Source organism: Streptomyces sp. NBC_01298, from assembly GCF_035978755.1.
Lineage (GTDB): Bacteria > Actinomycetota > Actinomycetes > Streptomycetales > Streptomycetaceae > Streptomyces.
On sequence record NZ_CP108414.1, the window covers coordinates 6,696,307 to 6,713,606 of the forward strand.

Genomic DNA, 17,300 nt, shown 5'->3' on the forward strand with positions numbered 1-17,300 from the left:
ACGTCCTGTGTGGCCTTGGAAGCCCGGAGCGGCCGGGGGCTGTGGCTGGTGGCCGAGCTTGCGGACGAGTTCAAGATCCGCGACGAGTGAGTGGGCAAGACGGTCTGGGCTGGATTCAAGCTGGGCTCGGCGTGAGGTGAGTGACGGTGACACCACGCCCGCCACGTCCCCGACCAGGGGTGGCGGGCGTTGTGGCGTTCCGGGGGCGGGGCCGTTCGCCGGGCCGAGCTGCGGGGACCGTGGGGGCGGGTTATCAAGGGGGGTGAAGGCGAGCCCGGTGGGTGTGGGGGTCGCCGCCGCCCACGCTGAGGAGTGCTTCCCGTGGAGTTCGAGGTCAATGGCGTCCCCTGTGCGGTGGACGTGGACGGTGATCCGGCCGCCGTCGAGGTGGTGCGGGAGCGGTTGGGGCTGACCGGGACCAAGGTGGTCTGCGCCGGCGGGGTGTGCGGGGCGTGCACGATCCAGGTCGACGGGGAGCCCCGGGTGGCCTGTCTGACGCCGGCCGCGCGGCTGGGCGGGCGGCGGGTGACGACCGTGGAGGGGCTGGCCGGTCACCCGGTCGGGCGTGCCTTCGCCGGGGAGGACGCCTTGCAGTGCGGTTACTGCACGCCCGGGTTCGTGGTCGAGGCGGCCGCGTTCTTCGAACGGTGGCGGGCCGCGCACGGAAGGCGCAGGCCGGGGCGGGAGGAGATCGCGGAGGCGCTGGCGGGGCACCTGTGCCGGTGTGGCGCCTACGAGGGGATCTTCAGCGCCGTCGCGGCGGCGTGTGCGGGGGAGTACGACGGGGAGGCGGGCGCCGTTCCGCGCGCCGAGGCTCCCGAGAAGGTCGACGGGTCCGCGCGGTACACCACCGACCAGCGGGCCGAGGGGCTGCTGGAGGGGGTGATCATCCGGTCGCCGCACGCGCACGCGTACGTACGGTCCCTTGAGGCCGGGGATGTCGCCGTGGTGCCGCTGCTTCCGCCCGACGGCGTGGTGCGGTACGTCGGGCAGCCCGTTGCGGCGGTCGCGGCGGCGGACCGGGCCTCCGCGCGGGCGGCCGCCGCGCGGGTCACGGTGGAGTACGAGGTGCTGCCGGCCGCACTCGACGTGGGCCGGTCCCGGGCCGGTGAGGGGCCGCTGGTCTACGAGGACAAGGCGGCGCGGAAGCTGGCGCCCGGGTCGGGGGAGGCTCCTCAGCTGACGCCCGCCCGCTGGCGCGGGAACCGGCGGGGACCCTCCGCCATGAGCAAGCGGCCCGCCACGGCCGTGCGCCGCATCGTGGAGGCCCGTAAGAACAGCCCCGAGCGGGTGGTCGAGGGGCTGTTCACCACCGCCGCGCAGAGCCATACGCCGCTCGAACCGCACGCCTGTCTCGCGGAGTGGGTCGACGGCGCCCTCCACCTGGAGGTGTCCACGCAGTCGGTCAGGCAGGTGGCCGTGCTCGCCGCCGAGCGCTTCGGCGTGCCCCTCGAACAGGTGCGGGCCCGGGCCGTCCACGTGGGCGGAGGCTTCGGCTGCAAGATGGGGCTGACCTCCGACGTCGTGGCCGCGGTGGAGTTGGCCCGGCTGCACGGCGCCCCGGTACGGGTGGTGCTGGACCGGGACGAGGAGCTCACCGACGGCGGGTACCGGCCCGGGACCCGGATCCGGCTGGCGATGACCGCGGACGCCGAGGGCGGGCTGAGCGCGCTGGCCATGGACGTGGACACCGACGGCGGGGTCTCGGTGGGCGGCACCGTGGCGGCGCTGGCCCGGTTCATGTACGGCAAGGCCCCGCGCCGGCTACGGGACTTCGACACCGTCACCCACCGGCCCCCGGGCGCCCCCTTCCGCGGACCCGGCGGACCCACGATGTGCTGGGCCCTGGAACAGGCCGTCGACGAGATGGCCCACCGGCTCGGGCAGGATCCGATCGCCCTGCGCCGCCGCTGGGACGGGAACCCGAAGCGCCACGCCCTGTACGACCTGGCCGCGGAACTCCCGGCCTGGTCGGGGACCCGCGGCGGCACCGGGCGGTTCCGCCGGGGCGTCGGGGTGGCCGCGGCCAACTGGCTCTACTTCCTCGACCCCGTCACCGAGGTCGAGCTCACCGTCGAGGACGGGATCGTCGTCGCCCGCTGCGCCGTGCAGGACATGGGCACGGGCTCGCGCACCGTCCTGCGCCGGGCCGTCGCCGAAGGACTCGGCGTACCGGAGGAGCGGGTGCGTGCCGAGGTCGGGCACAGCGACACCGTCCACGGGCCCACCTCCGGCGGCAGCCGCACCACGCCGTCGATCGTGCCCGCGGCCCTGGACGCCGCCGAACGGCTGCGCGACGCGCTCGGCGCCGCTGACGGCGACGTGGCGTCCCGGTTGGGCCTCGCGAACGGCGTACGGGTCACCGGCCGGCGCCCCCGCGACCGCCGGGGCTTCGTGACCCCCCTCAACCTGACCATGGGCGGCGTGGCGATCGGCCGCGGCTTCACCGGATCGGTGCAGGTCGCCGAGGTGGAGGTGGACACCCGGCTCGGCCGGATCCGCCCGCTGCGCGTGTGGAGCGGCATCGCCGCGGGCCGCATCCACGAGGAACGGCTCGCCCGCAGCCAGTGCGAGGGCGCCGTCGTCCAGGGCGTCGGCTACGCCCTGTTCGAGGAGCGGCGCACCGACCCGGCCACGGGGCGGGTGCTGACCGACAACCTGGAGGACTACCGCATCCCCGGCATCGGGGACACCCCCGAGATCACCGTCCACTTCCACCAGGAGGGCTTCGACCACGTCCCCGGCGCCGGAGTCGGCCTCGGGGAGATCTCCACCCTGCCCACCGCGGCCGCCCTGGCCAACGCGGTCCACGACGCCACCGGCTGGCGCCCGTACGACATGCCCATCCGCCCCGACCGGCTCCTGGAAGGACTGGCCACGTGAGCGCCGAACCCACCCTCACCGACCTCTCGGCCGCCGTCCTCGCGCGTGGCGGGGAGCTGCGCGCCGGTGGCACCGACACCACCGCCCGGTACCGTGCGGGCATCGCCCCGGGGCCGTTCACCGACCTCGACGGCGCCGGCAGCCTGCGCGGCTGTACGCCGCTGCCCGGCGGCGGGCTGCGGATCGGCGCCCTGACCACGCTCGCCGAGCTGGCCACCGATCCTCGGCTGCGCTCCGGCTGGCCCGCCCTGGCGGTGTCCGCCGGGACCGCGGCGACCCCGCAGATCCGCGCCGCCGGCACCCTGGGCGGCAACCTGCTCCAGCGCAACCGCTGCTGGTACTACCGCAATCCGCACTTCAGCTGCCTCCAGAAGGGCGGCTCCGGCTGCCCCGCGCGCGAGGGCGACCACCACTTCGGCGTGGTCAGCGGCGACGGCCCGTGCGTGGCCCCGCATCCGTCGACCCTCGCGATGGCCCTGCTCACCTACGACGCGGGAGCCGAGATCCACGGCGAATCGCCGCGCACGGTGGCCGATCTGTACGGGGACGGCGACCAACTCCACCGGGCCGACCACCTGCTGGCACCGGACCGCGTCCTCACCGCGGTCCTGCTGCCGCCGCCCCTGCCGGGCGAGCGCGCCGCCTGCCACCGGGCCACCAGCCGGGCCCACGGCGAATGGCCCCTGGTCGAGGCCACCGCCCGGCTCGCGCTGGACGGCGCCACCGTCACGCACGCCGCCGTCGCGGCGGGCGGCGTGGCGCGGGTTCCGCTGCGGCTGCCGGAGGTGGAGACCGTCCTGATCGGCCGGGAGGTCACCCGCGAGCTGCTCGCGGCAGCGGCCGCCACGGTGCTCGCCCGCTGCCGGCCGCTGCCGCAGACCGGCTACAAGGCCACCCTGTTCCGGGACACCGTGCTGGAGGTGCTGGAGCGGGCCGCCGGAGCGGCCCTCACCGGTTAGGCCGTCCCTTTCGGATCGTGCCCGGCCCCGCCCGCGGGCCTACGGCTGCCGCACCCGCGCCATGGCCCGGTAGGCGGTCGGAGTGAGGCCCGTGGAGCGGACCAGGTGGGTGCGCAGGGAGTCCGCGGTGCCGAGCCCGCTGCGTGCCGCCACCTGGTCCACGGGCAGGGCGGTCGTCTCCAGGATCTCGCGGGCGCGGTGGAGGCGCTGGTGCAGGAGCCATTGCAGGGGACTGAGCGCGGTTTCGGCACGGAAGCGGCGGGTCAGGGTGCGCACGCTCAGGCCCGCGTGCCGGGCCAGTTCGGCCAGGGGCGTCGGTTCGTGCAGGCGGGCCAGGGCCCAGGCGCGGGTCGCGGCCAGGGAGCTGCCGCGGTCGGCCGGGAGCGGGGTCTCGATGAACTGGGCCTGGCCGCCGGGCCGGGCGGGGGCCGCGACCACCAGGCGGGCGGTGGCGTGCGCGACGGCGGCTCCGTAGTCGCCGCGCACCAGGTGCAGGCACAGGTCGATCCCCGCGGAGAGCCCCGCGGAGGTCACCACCCCGTCGTCCTCGACGAACAGCACGCCCGGCACGAGGTCGACCGCGGGGAAGCGCTCCCTGAACTCCTCCGACATGCTCCAGAAGGTCGTGGCGCGCCGTGAGTCGAGGAGGCCGGCCTGCGCGAGGACGAACGCGCCCGTGCAGATGGACGCGACGCGCACGCCCCGCGCGGCGGCGGCCCGCAGGGCGTCCAGTACCCGCGGGTCGCCGCTGACCCGGGCGCCGGTCCCCGTCACGATCACCGTGTCGGCCCGCTCGATCGTCTCCAGGCCGTGGCGCACGACGATGTCGATGCCGATCGCCGCTTCGACGATGCCGGGGGCGGGCGTGCAGATCGTCACCTCGTAGGCCGGGTCCTCCCCGATGCGGGTCGCGCCGAAGACCACCTCCGGGATCGACAGGTCGAAGGTGGTCACCGGGGGGACCGCGATGACCGCCACCCGGTGCGGCCGTCGGGCAGCGGGGGGCGAGGGCGGGATCGTCATGGCTCGAATCTCCGGACGGCTGGCATTCGGGCCACTACTGTACGGGGCCGCCCGGGGTGAGAGTTGATCCATCGCGTGAACAACTCGCGCCATCAGCAAGGGAGTACGGCCATGTCCGTGCACGTCGTCACCGGCGCCGGCCCGATCGGCACCGCCACCGCCCGCCTGCTCGCCGCGTCCGGGGAACGGGTCCGTGTCGTCACCCGCGGCGGTGGTGGGCCCGAGCATCCGCTCGTCGAGCGGGTCGCCGCCGACATCACCGACACCGACCGCCTCGCCGAGCTGCTCCGGGACGCCCGCACCCTCTACAACGCGGCCGCTCCCGCCTATCAGGACTGGCGCACCGCCTTCCCGCCCCTGGCGGCCTCCCTGCTCGCCGCCGCCGGGCGCACCGGCACGGACTACGTGATGCTCGGGAACGTCTACGGGTACGGACCGGTGGACGGGCCGCTGTCCCCCGGGCTGCCCCTGCGGCCGACCTCGGACAAGGGGCGGGTGCGCGCCGCGATCTGGGAGGAGGCCCTGGCCGCCCACGAGGCCGGGCGCGTGCGCGCCGCCGAGGTCCGGGCCAGTGACTTCCTCGGGGAAAGCGCGCTCTCGCTGTTCACCTGGACGGTCGTCCCGGCCGTGCTCGCGGGCACGGAGGCCCTGCTCCCGGTCGGCCTGGACGAGGCGCACGCCTGGTCCTACGTGGACGACGTGGCCCGCACCCTCATCGCGGTCGGCGGCCGGGAGGACGGCTGGGGCCGCGCCTGGCACGTGCCGTCCACCTCGGAGCTGTCCGTCCGGGCACTGGCCGGCCGGCTCGCCGGGGCCGCGGGTGCGCCGGAGCCGCGGCTGCGGCGGATGACGCCCGGGGAGCTGGCCGAGCTGGTCGCCCGGGACGCGGTGATGGCCGAGGTCCCGGAGATGGCGTACCTGTACGACGCGGCGCTGCGCCTCGAGGCCGCCGATACCGAGGCCGTGCTCGGCGTACGGGCCACCCCGCTGGACCTGGTGCTCAAGGAGCTGGTGGAGGGCGGCGGTTGATGTGGCCCGCTGACCCTACCTGCGAGTATTGACTATTAGTCAATTCGGGCCCACGCTCGATGCGAGCCGTCGTGTCGTCTCTGGTGTGGGAGGTCGTCCCGTGCGTACAGATGAGGAAATGGGCCGTTTGGGCGGGGAGTTGGGCGGAGCCCGGCCTCCCGCGTCGTTCGCGGAGCTGGAAGCCGGAGAGCTCGCGCGGCTCGCCGAAGCGCTCAAAGCGGAGCGGGCGCGTCAGGCCGAAGGCCTGAACCGGGCCGCCGAGGAGGCGCTGGGACTGGTCCCCGCCCTCGCGCGCGGGGCCGTGCGCAAGGTGCTGTTCCGGTGAGCCGCGCCGAAGTGGAGAAGATCGCCCGGCTGGTGGGCGCGGACGCCGGAGAGCTCGGCTTCCTGCGCGGGCTGCCGGACGAGGACGTACGGGCGTTCCGCGAGCAGGTCAGCGGTGTACTGAACGACGGCGCCCCCGAGATGCTCGACCGGATCGCCGCCGCGACCAAACTGGTGCCCGCCGGCATCGCGGCCGCCATCTCGCAGAAGGCCCTCGGACCCCGGCTGGCCGCCGGCGTGGCCGGCCGGCTGGAGGCGGGCCGGGCCGCCGCCATCATCGAGAAACTGCCCGTCTCCTTCACCGCCGAAGCCTGCGGACACCTGGACCCCCGGAAGATCTCCGGGATCGTCGACCGCCTCGACGAGGGGCTCGTCGTGCGCATCGCCACCACCCTCGCCGAGAACCACGACCACCTCACCATGGGCCGGTTCGTCGGCCACATGCGGGACCAGGCGCTCCGCCGGATCCTCGACCAGGTCGACGACGCGGCGGTGCTGCGCGCCGGCTTCTACGTGGACCTGCCCGAACGGCTGCCCCGGATCCTGGAGCTCATGGGCGACGACCGGCTCGCCGCGGTCGTACGGGCCGCTGCCGCCGAGGGGCTCTGGGAGGAGGCCCTCGGCGTCGCCGCGATGGTCGGCGGCGATCAGCGGCTGCGGATCGCCGAGCTCACCGCCCGCCTCGACGCCGCCGAACTCGACTCGCTCGTACGGGTGACGCACGCCGAGGGCCTGTGGGAGTCCCTGCTCCCGCTCGTGGCGCTGCTCGGCGAGGAGGACCGGCTCGCGGTGGCCCGGCTGGAGTCCCTGCGGGACCCGCTCGTGCTGGCCGGAGTGGTACGGGCCGTCGTGGCGACCGGCCTCTGGGGCGCCTTCCTGCCGCTGGTCGGCGCACTGCCCGAGGAGGCGCGCAGGGTGGTGGCCGATGCCGCCGCCGGGCTGGGCGACGCGGAGCTCGAAGGGCTCGTGCGGGAGGTCGGCGAGCAGGACCTGTGGGAGCTGGTGCTGCCGCTCGTCGAGCTCATGGAGGAGACGGGGAAGGAGCGGATCTTCGCCCTGCCCGCCTTCCGGGAACAGGAGTAGGGGGAGGGGGCGGGCGCGGTCGCCCCCGGTCTACCCCGGTCCGCCCCGGTCCGCTCCCGGTCAGCGCTCGGCGGCCGGGACGAGGTCCGGGGCCAACCGGTGGGACACGGCCTCCATCAGGGGCCTGCGCTTGGTGTTCTGGAAGGCGGCGATCCGCCACTCCCCGTCCGCACCCGCACCCGCACCCGCACCCGCACCCGCCACCGCGTCACGGACGAGGGTGTACGTCTGGATCTTGGTGAGCTTCGCCGGGCGCTTGCCCTTGTAGGTGTCCCCGCGGCCGTTGACCACGGCCACGTCCGGCCCGTAGAGGCGGATGTCGAGGACCTCGTCCGCCAGCCGGGTGCCCTTGAGGAAGCCGGCGAAGAGGGCGCGGTGGCTGGCCACGATGTCGCGGCGGCCCCGGTAGAAGGTGCCGACGTAGGTGATGTACGTGGCGTCCTCGGTGAACAACGCGCCGTACGCCTCGGCGTCGTGGCGCTCCCAGGCGGAGACGAGCCGGTCGAGCACGGTCCGGACCGAGGCGACGGTCTCATCGGTGGACGTGCTGGTGGACTTCTGCATGACGGACCACTCCCCAGGTGATTAGACTGATGCAGATACTGATCGAGTGCAGTATCTGCATGCGTGCAGATATAAAGGTAGGAGGCGGTCCCGAACATGGCAACAGGCAGCGGCGGTCCGGATGGGCACACGGTCTTCCGGCAGTACCTGGACGCCGTCGGCCTCCAGGGGCTGGCCAGCGCCGAGGCGGCCGGTCTGCACACCTCCGAGTGGTACGCCCTCAGCCTCATCACCCTGGAGGGGGGCCTGTCCTCTGGCGAGCTCGCCACCCGCACCGGGCTCACCACGGGCGCGACGACCCGGCTCATCGACCGCCTGGAACGGGCCGGTTACGCCCGCCGCGCCGCCGATCCGGGGGACCGGCGCCGGGTCATCGTGGAGCCCGTGGCGGACGCCTTGGACCGGGTCGAGGACGCGGTCGCACCGGCCCGGCGGCACATCGCCGCCGTGATCGGCTCCTACACCCCGGAGCAGCAGGCCCTGCTCTTCGACTACTTCGCCCGCGCCGCGCCCGCCTTCCGCGCGGCCACGGAGGAGATCCGCGGGGCCGGCGCCCCGCGCCGGAGCAAGAGCCGCCCCGCGGCGGAGTAGGAGGGCGAGGGGGGCGGGGGAGCCCGTGCGCGGAGCGGTGCGGCCGTCCCGTCAACAGGTGACCGCGGGCTCTCGTGCCTCTGCGTCAACCCCCGGGCCTTCTGGTAACAGTGGGTCACATGCTCCCCTCCCACATGATGTTGAGCTGCCTCCTGGGTGCCGCGCTGCTCGCTCCCGTCCCGCTCGGGGCCGCCGAGGGCCCCACCGCCGGGCGGGCCGGCGCCGACGGCCGCACCGTCGACTACCGCGGGCTGCGCCTCACCGTCCCCGCCGACTGGCGGGTCGTCGACCTCGACCGCACCCCCGACGCCTGCCTGCGCCTCGACCTGCCCACCCTCTACCTCGGGCACGCGGGCGGCCAGGGCGAATGCGCGGCCGCCCGCGCCGCGGCCCCGCGCTCCGACACCCTGCACCTGGAGCCGCTCGACGGGGCCCCGCCGCGCGCCGACATCCCCACCGTCGGAGGTGACGAGGGGGACCCGCTGCCCAAGGTCCGGGGCGACAGCAACGAGATCCGCTACGCCCTGCGCCGCGCCGGGGTGATGGCCACCGTCTCCTACGGGTCCACCCCCGAGGCCGTCCGCGCCGTCCTCACCCGGGCCCGCGCCCTCACACCCCCGGCCGCCCCCGGTCCGGTCTCCGTCGATCCCGTCGGCGTGGTCGGCGGGGGTCCCCGTACGACCGTCCAGGCGCCCTTCACCGGCGAGGGGTTCGACGCCTGTACCGCCCCCACCCAGCGCACCATGGACGCCTGGCGGGCCGACTCGCCCTTCGGCGCCGTCGGCGTCTACATCGGCGGCCGCGCCCGCGCCTGCGCCCAGCCGCAGCTCACCGCCGGATGGGTGAGCCGGCAGGCCGCGGCGGGCTGGCACCTCATGCCGATCTGGGTGGGGCCCCAGCCCTGGAACAGCTCCTCCACGGGGCTCTCCACCGACGCCTCGGAAGCCAACGAGCAGGGCCGGGCCGAGGCCGAGGGCGCGGCCCACGCCGCCGCGGCGCTGGGCATGGCCGAGGGCACGGTCCTCTACAACGACCTGGAGAACTACACGGACCGGGCCACCTGGGACGCCCCGGTCGTCGCCTATCTCACCGCCTGGACGGTCCGCCTGCACGAACTGGGCTACGGGGCCGCCGCCTACGTCTCCGCGAGCTCCGGGGCCAAGGCGCTGAGCGCCCACTTCGCCCAGGCCCCCGACGCCATGCCCGACGTGCTGTGGGTGGCCCGCTGGAACGGCGCGGCCTCGGTCACCGACGCCGACATGGGACTCCCGGCCGGGACCGAGCAGTGGACGGGGGGCCGCCGCGCCCACCAGTTCCGGGGAGACCACGACGCCACGTACGGGGACGTGAGCCTCAACATCGACCGGAGCTGGCTGGACGTCGGCGCCCAGACCCCGGCGGGGGCACCTGCCAAGGCCCCGAAGGGTCCGAAGGGTCCGAAGGCACCTGGCAAGACCAAGAAGGCTCCCGCCAAGGTCCCGGCCAAGTCCCCGGCCAAGGCCCCCGCCAAGGCGCCGGCCAAGACCCCGGCGGTCCTCCCGGCGCAGTCCCCGGCCAGGGTCTAGCCCCGCTCAGCCCGCCGAGGGCTCCTCGCGGGTCGGCTCGTCGTCATTGCCCCGGCGCAGGGTGCGCAGTCCGTGCTCCGGGGTCCACGAGCGGACCACCAGGTCGTCGCCCTCGACCCCGACGTGCACCACCTCGGTCAGCTCGGCGCGGAACAGGTCGAAGGGGTGCGGGGTGTCGTTCTCCTCGGCCTCCTCCGCGTACCGGTGGAGCTCGGGCTGTTCCACGATCTCCACCGCGCGTCCGGCGATCCGCACGTCCCCGTCGGGCATCGCCTCGTCCGCGCCCGGGTTGGTGTGCAGGGCGAAGCGGGGGTCGCGCCGCAGATCTTTCCCCTTCATCGAGCCCGGCATCATGCCCAGCCACAGCTCGCCGCCGCGGATCTCGACGTTCAGTCCGGTCGCGCGCGGGGAGCCGTCCTTGCGCAGGGTCGCCAGGACGTGGTGCGGGAACTGTGCGAAGCGGGCCTGGACGGCCCCCGCGAATTCCGGTTCCGCCTTTTCGAATACGGCCCAGTTGTTCGTTGTCATCGGACTTCTTTCGTGGATACCCCCTGCTTTAGCTGGGGGAGCAAGTGGATCGTTGGGCCGGAGGTGCGGAATGCCGGGGTCTCTTCGCTTTTGCCGGTGGCTGTCAGATGGCAACGGTGTGGCCTTCAGGGCGGGTGGTGTAGGCGTAGCCGTCGGCTCGTTGGAGGAGGCGGAAGTGTTTGCGTCCGATGCCCTGGATGAGGCCGTGGGCGGTTTTGATGTTGAAGCGGCCGGTGGCTCGGACGGCGATCCGTCCCGTGTGGGTGCCGTTCTTCTTGCCGGTGGGGACGACGGCGCGCGCGAGGTCTCCGGTCTGGTAGCCGAAGAACTGCTTCTGCCTGGGTAGCCGCAGGCGGGGGAAGCCGTACTTGTCGGTGCGGGTACGGGCGTACGTGCCGCGCCCGGTTGCGGCAACGGCAAGAATGTGGGTCGGGGTTCGGGTGACGGCATTGAGGTAGCCGACGCACAGGGCGTCCAGCGTATGGGTCTTTGGAGTAGCGGTCCGCTGCCGGTTCCATTTCGTGCGGCCGCCCGATGCGGTGCACACCGAGGGGAACGCGGCGTCGAGGGCGCGCCAGAGCGCCCAACGGGTCGCGTTGACGGCTGCAGCGTCGCGCAGGGGGGCTTTGGCTTGGGCGAGGATGCGGGCCAGCTGGCGCGGGGATTCCTTGAGGAAGTCTTCGACGGGCTGGTTGGACTTCTTCTCGTTGCAGGGGATGCAGGCGGTGCACAGGTTGGAGATGCGGTCGCTGCCGCCGCGTGAGCGGGGGTGGATGTGGTCGATGTTGAGGGGGATTCCGGTGGCGCCGCAGTAGGCGCAGGCCCTCTTCCATTTGGCGAGGAGGTATTCGCGGACTTCTGTGCCGTGAAGGGTGCCGTGCTGGTACTCGGCCCCCTCCAGAGGTCCGCCGTGGGACATGGCGTGGGTATCGAACACGTTCCGTTCCACGTGCACCACACGGACGGGTGCCCAGCGTGCTAGCCGGGTGGTCCACGACATGGTGGTGTCCACACGGTGACGCAGCGACGGGGCCAGCCAGCCCTTGGGGCGGGTGCGGTTGGAGAAGCGGGGCGCGCGGTAGCGCAGGTTGCGGGTGCGCCTGCCACGTCGGTAGGCGGCACGAGCGGTGAGCTTGTCCCGGATCACGCCGCCCCGGTGTGCGAGCTCGACCGCGTACAGGCCACGGCGCTCTCCGTCCTTCGCGGTGAACACGGCGATTCCGGTGTGCTTGGAGCCGGGGTCGATCCCGACTTCCACACCGTCCACCTGCGATGCGCAGACCGTGCGGTCTTTGAGTCGGATCACGAATGGGGTGTGCCGGGCCACGACAGCCCGGCCCTGCTTGAGGAGCTTGCGGGCTCTCGCGGGGCTGGAGGGTTGGAGCGGTGTGCCGTGCTTGTCCAGGACGAACACGACGGGGTGGCCTTCACGGGCCTTCTCCCCAACCAGAAGGTTGGGGGTGACGCCGCCGATGCCGGGTGAGGCATGGGCGGTCTCCCCTCGCACATGTACTGCGCCGGGTGCCTTGCGGCCTTCGAGTCCCGTTTCGTCCCCGATCCGGGGGGTGTCTGCTGACTCGAATTCCAGAGCCATCTGCTGAGGAAGCACAGGTGGGTGGGTCTTCCGTCCTACGCGGTACGTAGCCAACTTCGTTCACCTCCACATACGTGTGTTGGCTGGTGCTGGTAACGGCGGCCAACAGCCGGCGTGGCTGACAGCCCCCTCCTACAGGAGGGAGATCCCGTTACGCGTCCATCAAAGCGTGAGACACCGCCATCAAAGCGCGAGCCACTGACAATCGCGGATCAGGCGCGCACGATTCCCGCCGCCCGGGCCGCCGCGAGCCACCCGGGGAACTCCCCGACCAGCCGGTCGTACAGTTCCGGGTCCGCGACCGTGCGCGGGCCGGGGCCGGCGTGGAAGTAGCCCGCGTTGTCCACCACCCGCTTCTGCGGGACGGGCAGTTCGTCCAGCCGCCGCAGGAAGTCGAACTGCGAGCTGCGGGTGTTGCCGAAGCCGACGAACTGCCAGAAGAGCGGTAGCCGGGCCGCCTTGCACAGGTACTTCTCGGCGGCGAGCTTGTTGATCGGACCGCCGTCGGTCTGGAAGACCACGAGCGCGGGGAGGGCGGACCCCGAGTCCAGGTAGTGGTCGATCACGGCGTCCATCGCCGCGTGGTAGGCCGTCTTGCCCATGTGGCCGAGGCCGGCGGCGATCGCGGTGACCCGCCCCTCGTGGCCGGCCAGGGAGATCTCCTCGACCGCGTCCACCTCGGTGGAGAAGAACACGACCGGCACGCGGGCGTCGTCGTCCAGGTGCGCGGAGAGCCCCAGCACCCGGTCGGCGAGGGCCTGCACGCTGCCGTCCTCGTAGTACGGGCGCATGGAGCCCGAGTAGTCGAGCACCAGGTAGACGGCGGCCCGCCCGCCCTCCAGGCCGTGGTTGCGGAGCGAGGTCCCGGCGCTCTTGTACAGGCTCACCAGCGCCGGGGCGGTCTCTTCGATCTTCCGGAGGTCTATCGCGCTGCCCGTCATGGGGCCGAGCGTACGACAGCCCGCGCCACCCGGGCCCCGGCCGTCGGCGCGTCACCCGGTCGGGAGGAACCCCAGCCGCCCCGCCAGCCGTTCACGGTGTGCGGCGGGGGAGCCGAAGAGCCGGGCCGAGCCGTGGGCCCGCTTGAAGTACTCGTGCGCCTCGTGCTCCCAGGTGATGCCGATGCCGCCGTGCAGCTGGATCATCTCGCCCGCCACGTACGCGTACGCCTCCGAGCAGGCCGACTTGGCGGCGGCCGCCAGGTCCGGGGCCGCGTCGGCGGCCGCCGCCGCGAGGGCCAGTGAGCGGGCGCCCTCCACCGCGGTGTGCAGGTCGGCGAGCCGGTGCTTGACCGCCTGGAAGGAGCCGATGGGCCGCCCGAACTGCACCCGCTCCTTCGCGTACCGGACCGTCACCTCCAGCGCCCGCGCGGCCGCCCCCGCCTGCTCGGCGGCGAGCGCCGTGCAAGCCAGGTCCCGGACTCGGGCGAGGACCCCGGCGCCGTCAGCCGAGAGCAGCCGGGCCGGGGTCCGGTCCAGGGTGAGCTCCGCGAGGGGCCGGGTGCGGTCCATCGTGGACCGTACGGTGAAGGCCGCCGGCGCGGCGAGGAGTTCGAACAGGCCGAGCCGGCCCTGGCCGGGCTCGGCACCGGGTCCGCGGGCGGTGCCCGGGGCCGGGGCCGTCCTGGCGAAGGCCAGCAGCAGGGTCGGCTCCGCCGGGCCGGCCAGGACGTACCGCTTGGTGCCCGTGAGGACCCAGCCGGAGCCCGCCGGCTCGGCCCGGGCCGTGAGCTCGTGGGCCTCCCAGCTCCCCCGAGGGCCGCCGGACCCGGCTCCCGTGCCGGACCCGCCGCCCGCCCGCGGGCCCGCGCCGGCCGGGGTCTCCGCCCAGGCCAGGGCCCCCACGGCCGTGCCCTCCGCCAGGTGCGGCAGGTGCTTCGCGCAGGCTTCGCGGTCGCCGGACGCGAGCAGGGCCGCCACCGTCAGCACCGCCGAACCCAGGTACGGTACGGGGCTCAGCGCGCGCCCCAGTTCCGCCATGACCACCCCGACCTCGGCCGGCCCGCAGCCCAGCCCGCCGTACTCCTCGGGGACCGCCAGCGCGGCCGCGCCGATCTGCGCCGTCAGCGGAGCCCAGGCCGTGTGGCCGGGGTGGCGCGCCAGGACGGCCCGTACCGCGCCCCGGAGTTCCTCCTGTTCGCCGGTCGGCTGTAGCGGCCTCATGCCGACTCCCCTCGCGCCGTGCGGCGCAGCTCCGTCTTCAGCAGTTTGCCGCCCGCGTTGCGCGGGAGCTCCTCCAGCAGGGTGAACCGCCTCGGCACCTTGAAGTTGGCCAGCCGTTCCCGGGTCCAGGCGGTCAGCTCTTCGGAGGTGACCGGCCCGGTGGTGACGACGTAGGCCACTCCGACCTCGCCGAGCCGCTCGTCGGGGGCGCCGACGACCGCCGCGTCGGTGATGGCGGGGTGGGTCAGCAGCACGTTCTCCACCTCCGCCGGGTAGGCGTTGAAGCCGCCGACCACGTACATGTCCTTCAGCCGGTCGGTGATGGCGAGGTAGCCCCGCGCGTCGAGCACGCCGATGTCCCCGGTCCGCAGCCAGCCGCCGGGCAGCACGGCTTCGGCGGTGCTCGCCGGGTCGTCCAGGTAGCCGGGGGTGACGTGGTAGCCGCGGACCTGCACCTCGCCCGGCTCCCCGGCGGGCAGGACCGCGCCGAGCGGGTCGGTGATCCGTACCTCGGTGTCCGGCAGCGGCCGGCCGACGGTGTGGGCGAGGGTCCAGGCGTCGGCGTCGGTGGGGCAGACGGACACGACCCCGCCGGACTCGGTGAGCCCGTACGCGGTGAACACGTCGGGCGCCCCCAGTGCGCCGCGGATCTCCTCGACGAGGGAGGTGGGCACCGAGGCGGCCCCGGTGCCGGCCAGGCGCAGTGCGGACAGGTCGTGGGCGGTCCGCGCCGGGTGGCGGATCAGGCCGTGGAAGACGGTCGGCGGGCCCATCAGGCAGGTCACGCGCTCGGCGGCCATGCGGTGCAGGATGCGGTCGGTGTCGTAGACCGCCTCGGGGAGCATGGTGACCCCGCGCAGCAGGCAGGCGAGCACCCCGGCCTTGTAGCCGAAGGTGTGGAAGAAGGGGTTCACCAGCAGGTACCGGTCGCCGGGGCGCAGGCCGACGAGGCCGGACCAGGAGGCGTAGAGCCGCAGGGTCTGGCCGTGGGTGGTCATGACGCCCTTGGAACGGCCGGTGGTGCCGGAGGTGTAGAGGATGTCGCTGAGGTCATCGGGGCGCACGGCGGCGGCGCGCGCGACCCGCTCGGCGTCGGGGACGGCCTCGCCGGCGCGCAGGTAGGCCTCCCAGGAGACACCCGCGCCTTCGTTCCCAGTGCCTTGGTCCCCCGGGCCCTCGTCCCCCGGGTCCTCGTCCTGCGCCCCGCGTCCCGCGTGCCCGTCGCGCAGGATCACCGTGGAGGCGAGCGCCCCGAGGTCCTCGCCGGAGGCGTGCAGGTCACGGGCGTAGTCGGTACCGAGGAACCCGCGCTCGGTGAGCAGTACGCGGGCCCCGCTGCGCCGGATGATGTCGGCGGCCTCGGCGGGCTTGTAGCGGGTGTTGACCGGTACGAGGACCGCGCCGGCGCCGACGGCGCCCAGGGCGGCGGTGATCCACCGGCGGCTGTTGGGCGCCCAGATCGCGACCCGGTCGCCGGGGCGGACGCCGTGGGCGATGGCGGCGCGGGCTGCCGCGGAGATCTCGGCGGCGAGGCGGGCGAAGCTCCAGCGGACCTCTCCGTCGGCGAGCGCCTCGCGCTCCCCGTACGCGGCGGCGGCGTACTCGGGGAGCCGGGCGAGCGTGGCGGGCGGCTGCGGCAACGGCTGCGGCCGTGCCTCAGGCCGGGGCGGGGGTGGTGGCATCGGATCGGACCCTCCCTACTTGACGAGCGAGCGTGGGCGGTATCCAATCACAGGTGTTTCGGTTAGGCATATACCTAGTAGAAATAATCAGGGAGGGTTCTCATGAGGGAGGAAGCCATGTCCGACATGAAGGCGTCCGACATGAAGGCGGTCCTGTCCAGCTTCTGCACCGGCGTCGCCGTCATCACGGCACGCGGAACCGACGGCCGCCCCGTGGGGATGGCCGTTCAGTCCTTCTCGTCCGTATCCCTGGACCCGCCGCTGGTCTGCTTCTGCCCGGCGCGCACGTCCTCCACCTGGCCCCGGATCCAGGCGGCGGGAGCCTTCGCCGTCAACATCCTCGCCGCCGACCAGCAGGAGCTGTGCCGCCGCTTCGCCGTCACCGGGGGCGACAAGTTCGCCGGGGTCCCCTGGCGGGCCGGCGGCAACGGCGCGCCCCTGCTGGAGGGGGTCCTCGCCACCGTCGAGTGCGATCTGGAGGCGGTCCTGGACGGCGGCGACCACGCCATCGCGCTGGGCCGGGTCACCGCGCTGACGGCGCACCGCGAAGGCGCGCCGCTGCTCTACTTCCGGCGCACCTACGGGCGCTTGCCGGGCTTGCCCGGCGCCGGGTCCGGGGCCGGCGCGGGGCTCGCGCCGCGCCCGCTCTCCAGCGCCGCGACTTCGGCGAGGTCGTCCAGCATGGCCGCCGCCAGGTCGCGCTCGGACGCGTAGTACCGCTCGGCCCACTTGAGGGTGAGCGTCGGGTAGGCCCACGAGGCCTCTTCCCGGGCCCCGTCCGCGTCGGCCACCGCGCGCCGCCGCATCTTCTCCGCGAACTCCTGGTGCTGTACGAGGACTTCGCGCATCTGCTCCGGCTCCAGCAGGTGGCCGAGCCACAGCCGCAGCATCGGTCCGTGCTTGAGCACCGGCGGGTCGACGGGAGCCTCGCGCGCCCAGCGCCGTACGGCCGTCATGCCCTCGTCCGTGATCCGGTACACCCGCTTGTCGCGGGTGCCGGTCTCCTGGGCGACCAGCCGCGAAGAGGCGTAACCGGCCTTCTCCAGCCGCTTGAGCTCGCTGTAGATCTGGCTGAAGGACGGGCTCCAGTAGAAGAAGCGCAGCGACCAGTCCGACCACTTCTTCAGGTCGTAACCGGAGAGCTCCTCCCCGAAGGAGAGCAGCCCGAGCACCGCCCAGCTGGTCGCGGGGAGCGTGCGCCCGTTCGTGTCTTCTGCCGCCTCGTTGGTCACGCAGCGCAGTCTACGACCGGTCTGCGCGGCGGCCCTTCCCCCGGCTCGGTATGACTGCTAGAAGTATTCCTATTCGAAATA

15 protein-coding genes and 1 pseudogene are annotated in these 17,300 nt (G+C 73.9%); 8 read left to right on the forward strand and 8 right to left on the reverse strand.

Annotation, left to right across the window (positions count from 1 at the left end):
* Positions 1 to 321: 321 nt before the first annotated feature.
* Together OG730_RS30420 and OG730_RS30425 are read left to right on the forward strand one after the other, a co-directional pair.
* Positions 322 to 2,883 (forward strand): molybdopterin-dependent oxidoreductase, encoded by a 2,562-nt coding sequence (locus OG730_RS30420; RefSeq protein WP_327307224.1) that lies wholly within the window; start codon positions 322 to 324, stop codon positions 2,881 to 2,883.
* Complete coding sequence (locus tag OG730_RS30425; protein WP_327307225.1) at positions 2,880 to 3,842, forward strand: FAD binding domain-containing protein; 963 nt, start codon at positions 2,880 to 2,882, stop codon at positions 3,840 to 3,842. Before OG730_RS30420 ends, OG730_RS30425 begins: the two co-directional genes overlap by 4 nt.
* A 39-nt stretch (positions 3,843 to 3,881) precedes the next feature.
* On the opposite strand, the gene OG730_RS30430 is transcribed toward OG730_RS30425, so the two are convergent.
* On the reverse strand, positions 3,882 to 4,865 hold the full coding sequence (locus OG730_RS30430) for a GlxA family transcriptional regulator (protein WP_327307226.1): 984 nt from the start codon (positions 4,863 to 4,865) through the stop codon (positions 3,882 to 3,884).
* Positions 4,866 to 4,976: 111 nt separating this feature from the next.
* Here OG730_RS30430 and OG730_RS30435 point away from each other — a divergent pair, with 111 nt between their 5' ends.
* From OG730_RS30435 to OG730_RS30445, 3 genes are all read left to right on the forward strand, one after another.
* The gene (locus tag OG730_RS30435; protein ID WP_327307227.1) at positions 4,977 to 5,894 is read left to right on the forward strand and encodes an NAD-dependent epimerase/dehydratase family protein; all 918 of its coding nucleotides are present in this window, start codon (positions 4,977 to 4,979) and stop codon (positions 5,892 to 5,894) included.
* A gap of 100 nt (positions 5,895 to 5,994) precedes the next feature.
* A complete protein-coding gene (locus OG730_RS30440; RefSeq protein WP_327307228.1) occupies positions 5,995 to 6,219 on the forward strand; it encodes a hypothetical protein in 225 nt (74 codons plus the stop codon).
* Positions 6,216 to 7,301, forward strand: a complete 1,086-nt coding sequence (locus tag OG730_RS30445; RefSeq protein WP_327307229.1) for a hypothetical protein — start codon at positions 6,216 to 6,218, stop codon at positions 7,299 to 7,301. Before OG730_RS30440 ends, OG730_RS30445 begins: the two co-directional genes overlap by 4 nt.
* 60 nt (positions 7,302 to 7,361) lie before the next feature.
* Here the strand turns inward: OG730_RS30445 and OG730_RS30450 are convergent, their stop codons facing one another.
* On the reverse strand, positions 7,362 to 7,865 hold the full coding sequence (locus OG730_RS30450; RefSeq protein WP_327307230.1) for an SgcJ/EcaC family oxidoreductase: 504 nt from the start codon (positions 7,863 to 7,865) through the stop codon (positions 7,362 to 7,364).
* 96 nt (positions 7,866 to 7,961) lie between these two features.
* Here OG730_RS30450 and OG730_RS30455 point away from each other — a divergent pair, with 96 nt between their 5' ends.
* Both OG730_RS30455 and OG730_RS30460 read left to right on the forward strand, forming a co-directional pair.
* Positions 7,962 to 8,456, forward strand: a complete 495-nt coding sequence (locus OG730_RS30455; protein ID WP_327307231.1) for a MarR family winged helix-turn-helix transcriptional regulator — start codon at positions 7,962 to 7,964, stop codon at positions 8,454 to 8,456.
* 119 nt (positions 8,457 to 8,575) lie between these two features.
* On the forward strand, positions 8,576 to 10,021 hold the full coding sequence (locus OG730_RS30460; RefSeq protein ID WP_327307232.1) for a DUF1906 domain-containing protein: 1,446 nt from the start codon (positions 8,576 to 8,578) through the stop codon (positions 10,019 to 10,021).
* Positions 10,022 to 10,027: 6 nt separating this feature from the next.
* Here the strand turns inward: OG730_RS30460 and OG730_RS30465 are convergent, their stop codons facing one another.
* The 5 genes from OG730_RS30465 to OG730_RS30485 all read right to left on the reverse strand — a co-directional run bounded on the left by OG730_RS30465 (position 10,028) and on the right by OG730_RS30485 (position 15,987).
* Positions 10,028 to 10,549, reverse strand: coding sequence for a pyridoxamine 5'-phosphate oxidase family protein (locus OG730_RS30465; protein ID WP_327307233.1), 522 nt, complete (start codon positions 10,547 to 10,549; stop codon positions 10,028 to 10,030).
* 103 nt (positions 10,550 to 10,652) lie between these two features.
* Positions 10,653 to 11,963: an RNA-guided endonuclease IscB gene (gene iscB / locus OG730_RS30470; RefSeq protein ID WP_327309486.1), complete on the reverse strand. Its 1,311-nt coding sequence runs from the start codon at positions 11,961 to 11,963 to the stop codon at positions 10,653 to 10,655.
* A 392-nt stretch (positions 11,964 to 12,355) separates the two neighbouring features.
* Entirely contained in the window at positions 12,356 to 13,084 is a 729-nt protein-coding gene (locus tag OG730_RS30475) for a vWA domain-containing protein (RefSeq protein ID WP_327307234.1), read from the reverse strand.
* Positions 13,085 to 13,135: 51 nt separating this feature from the next.
* The gene (locus OG730_RS30480) at positions 13,136 to 14,305 is read right to left on the reverse strand and encodes an acyl-CoA dehydrogenase family protein (protein ID WP_327307235.1); all 1,170 of its coding nucleotides are present in this window, start codon (positions 14,303 to 14,305) and stop codon (positions 13,136 to 13,138) included.
* A complete protein-coding gene (locus tag OG730_RS30485; protein WP_327307236.1) occupies positions 14,302 to 15,987 on the reverse strand; it encodes a FadD3 family acyl-CoA ligase in 1,686 nt (561 codons plus the stop codon). Before OG730_RS30485 ends, OG730_RS30480 begins: the two co-directional genes overlap by 4 nt.
* Before the next feature lie 141 nt (positions 15,988 to 16,128).
* Between OG730_RS30485 and OG730_RS30490 the strand changes: the two are divergent.
* Positions 16,129 to 16,518 (forward strand): annotated as a pseudogene (locus OG730_RS30490) (flavin reductase family protein); the annotation flags it as partial.
* 47 nt (positions 16,519 to 16,565) lie between these two features.
* Here the strand turns inward: OG730_RS30490 and OG730_RS30495 are convergent.
* A complete protein-coding gene (locus OG730_RS30495; RefSeq protein WP_442815223.1) occupies positions 16,566 to 17,228 on the reverse strand; it encodes a PadR family transcriptional regulator in 663 nt (220 codons plus the stop codon).
* Positions 17,229 to 17,300 lie beyond the last annotated feature (72 nt).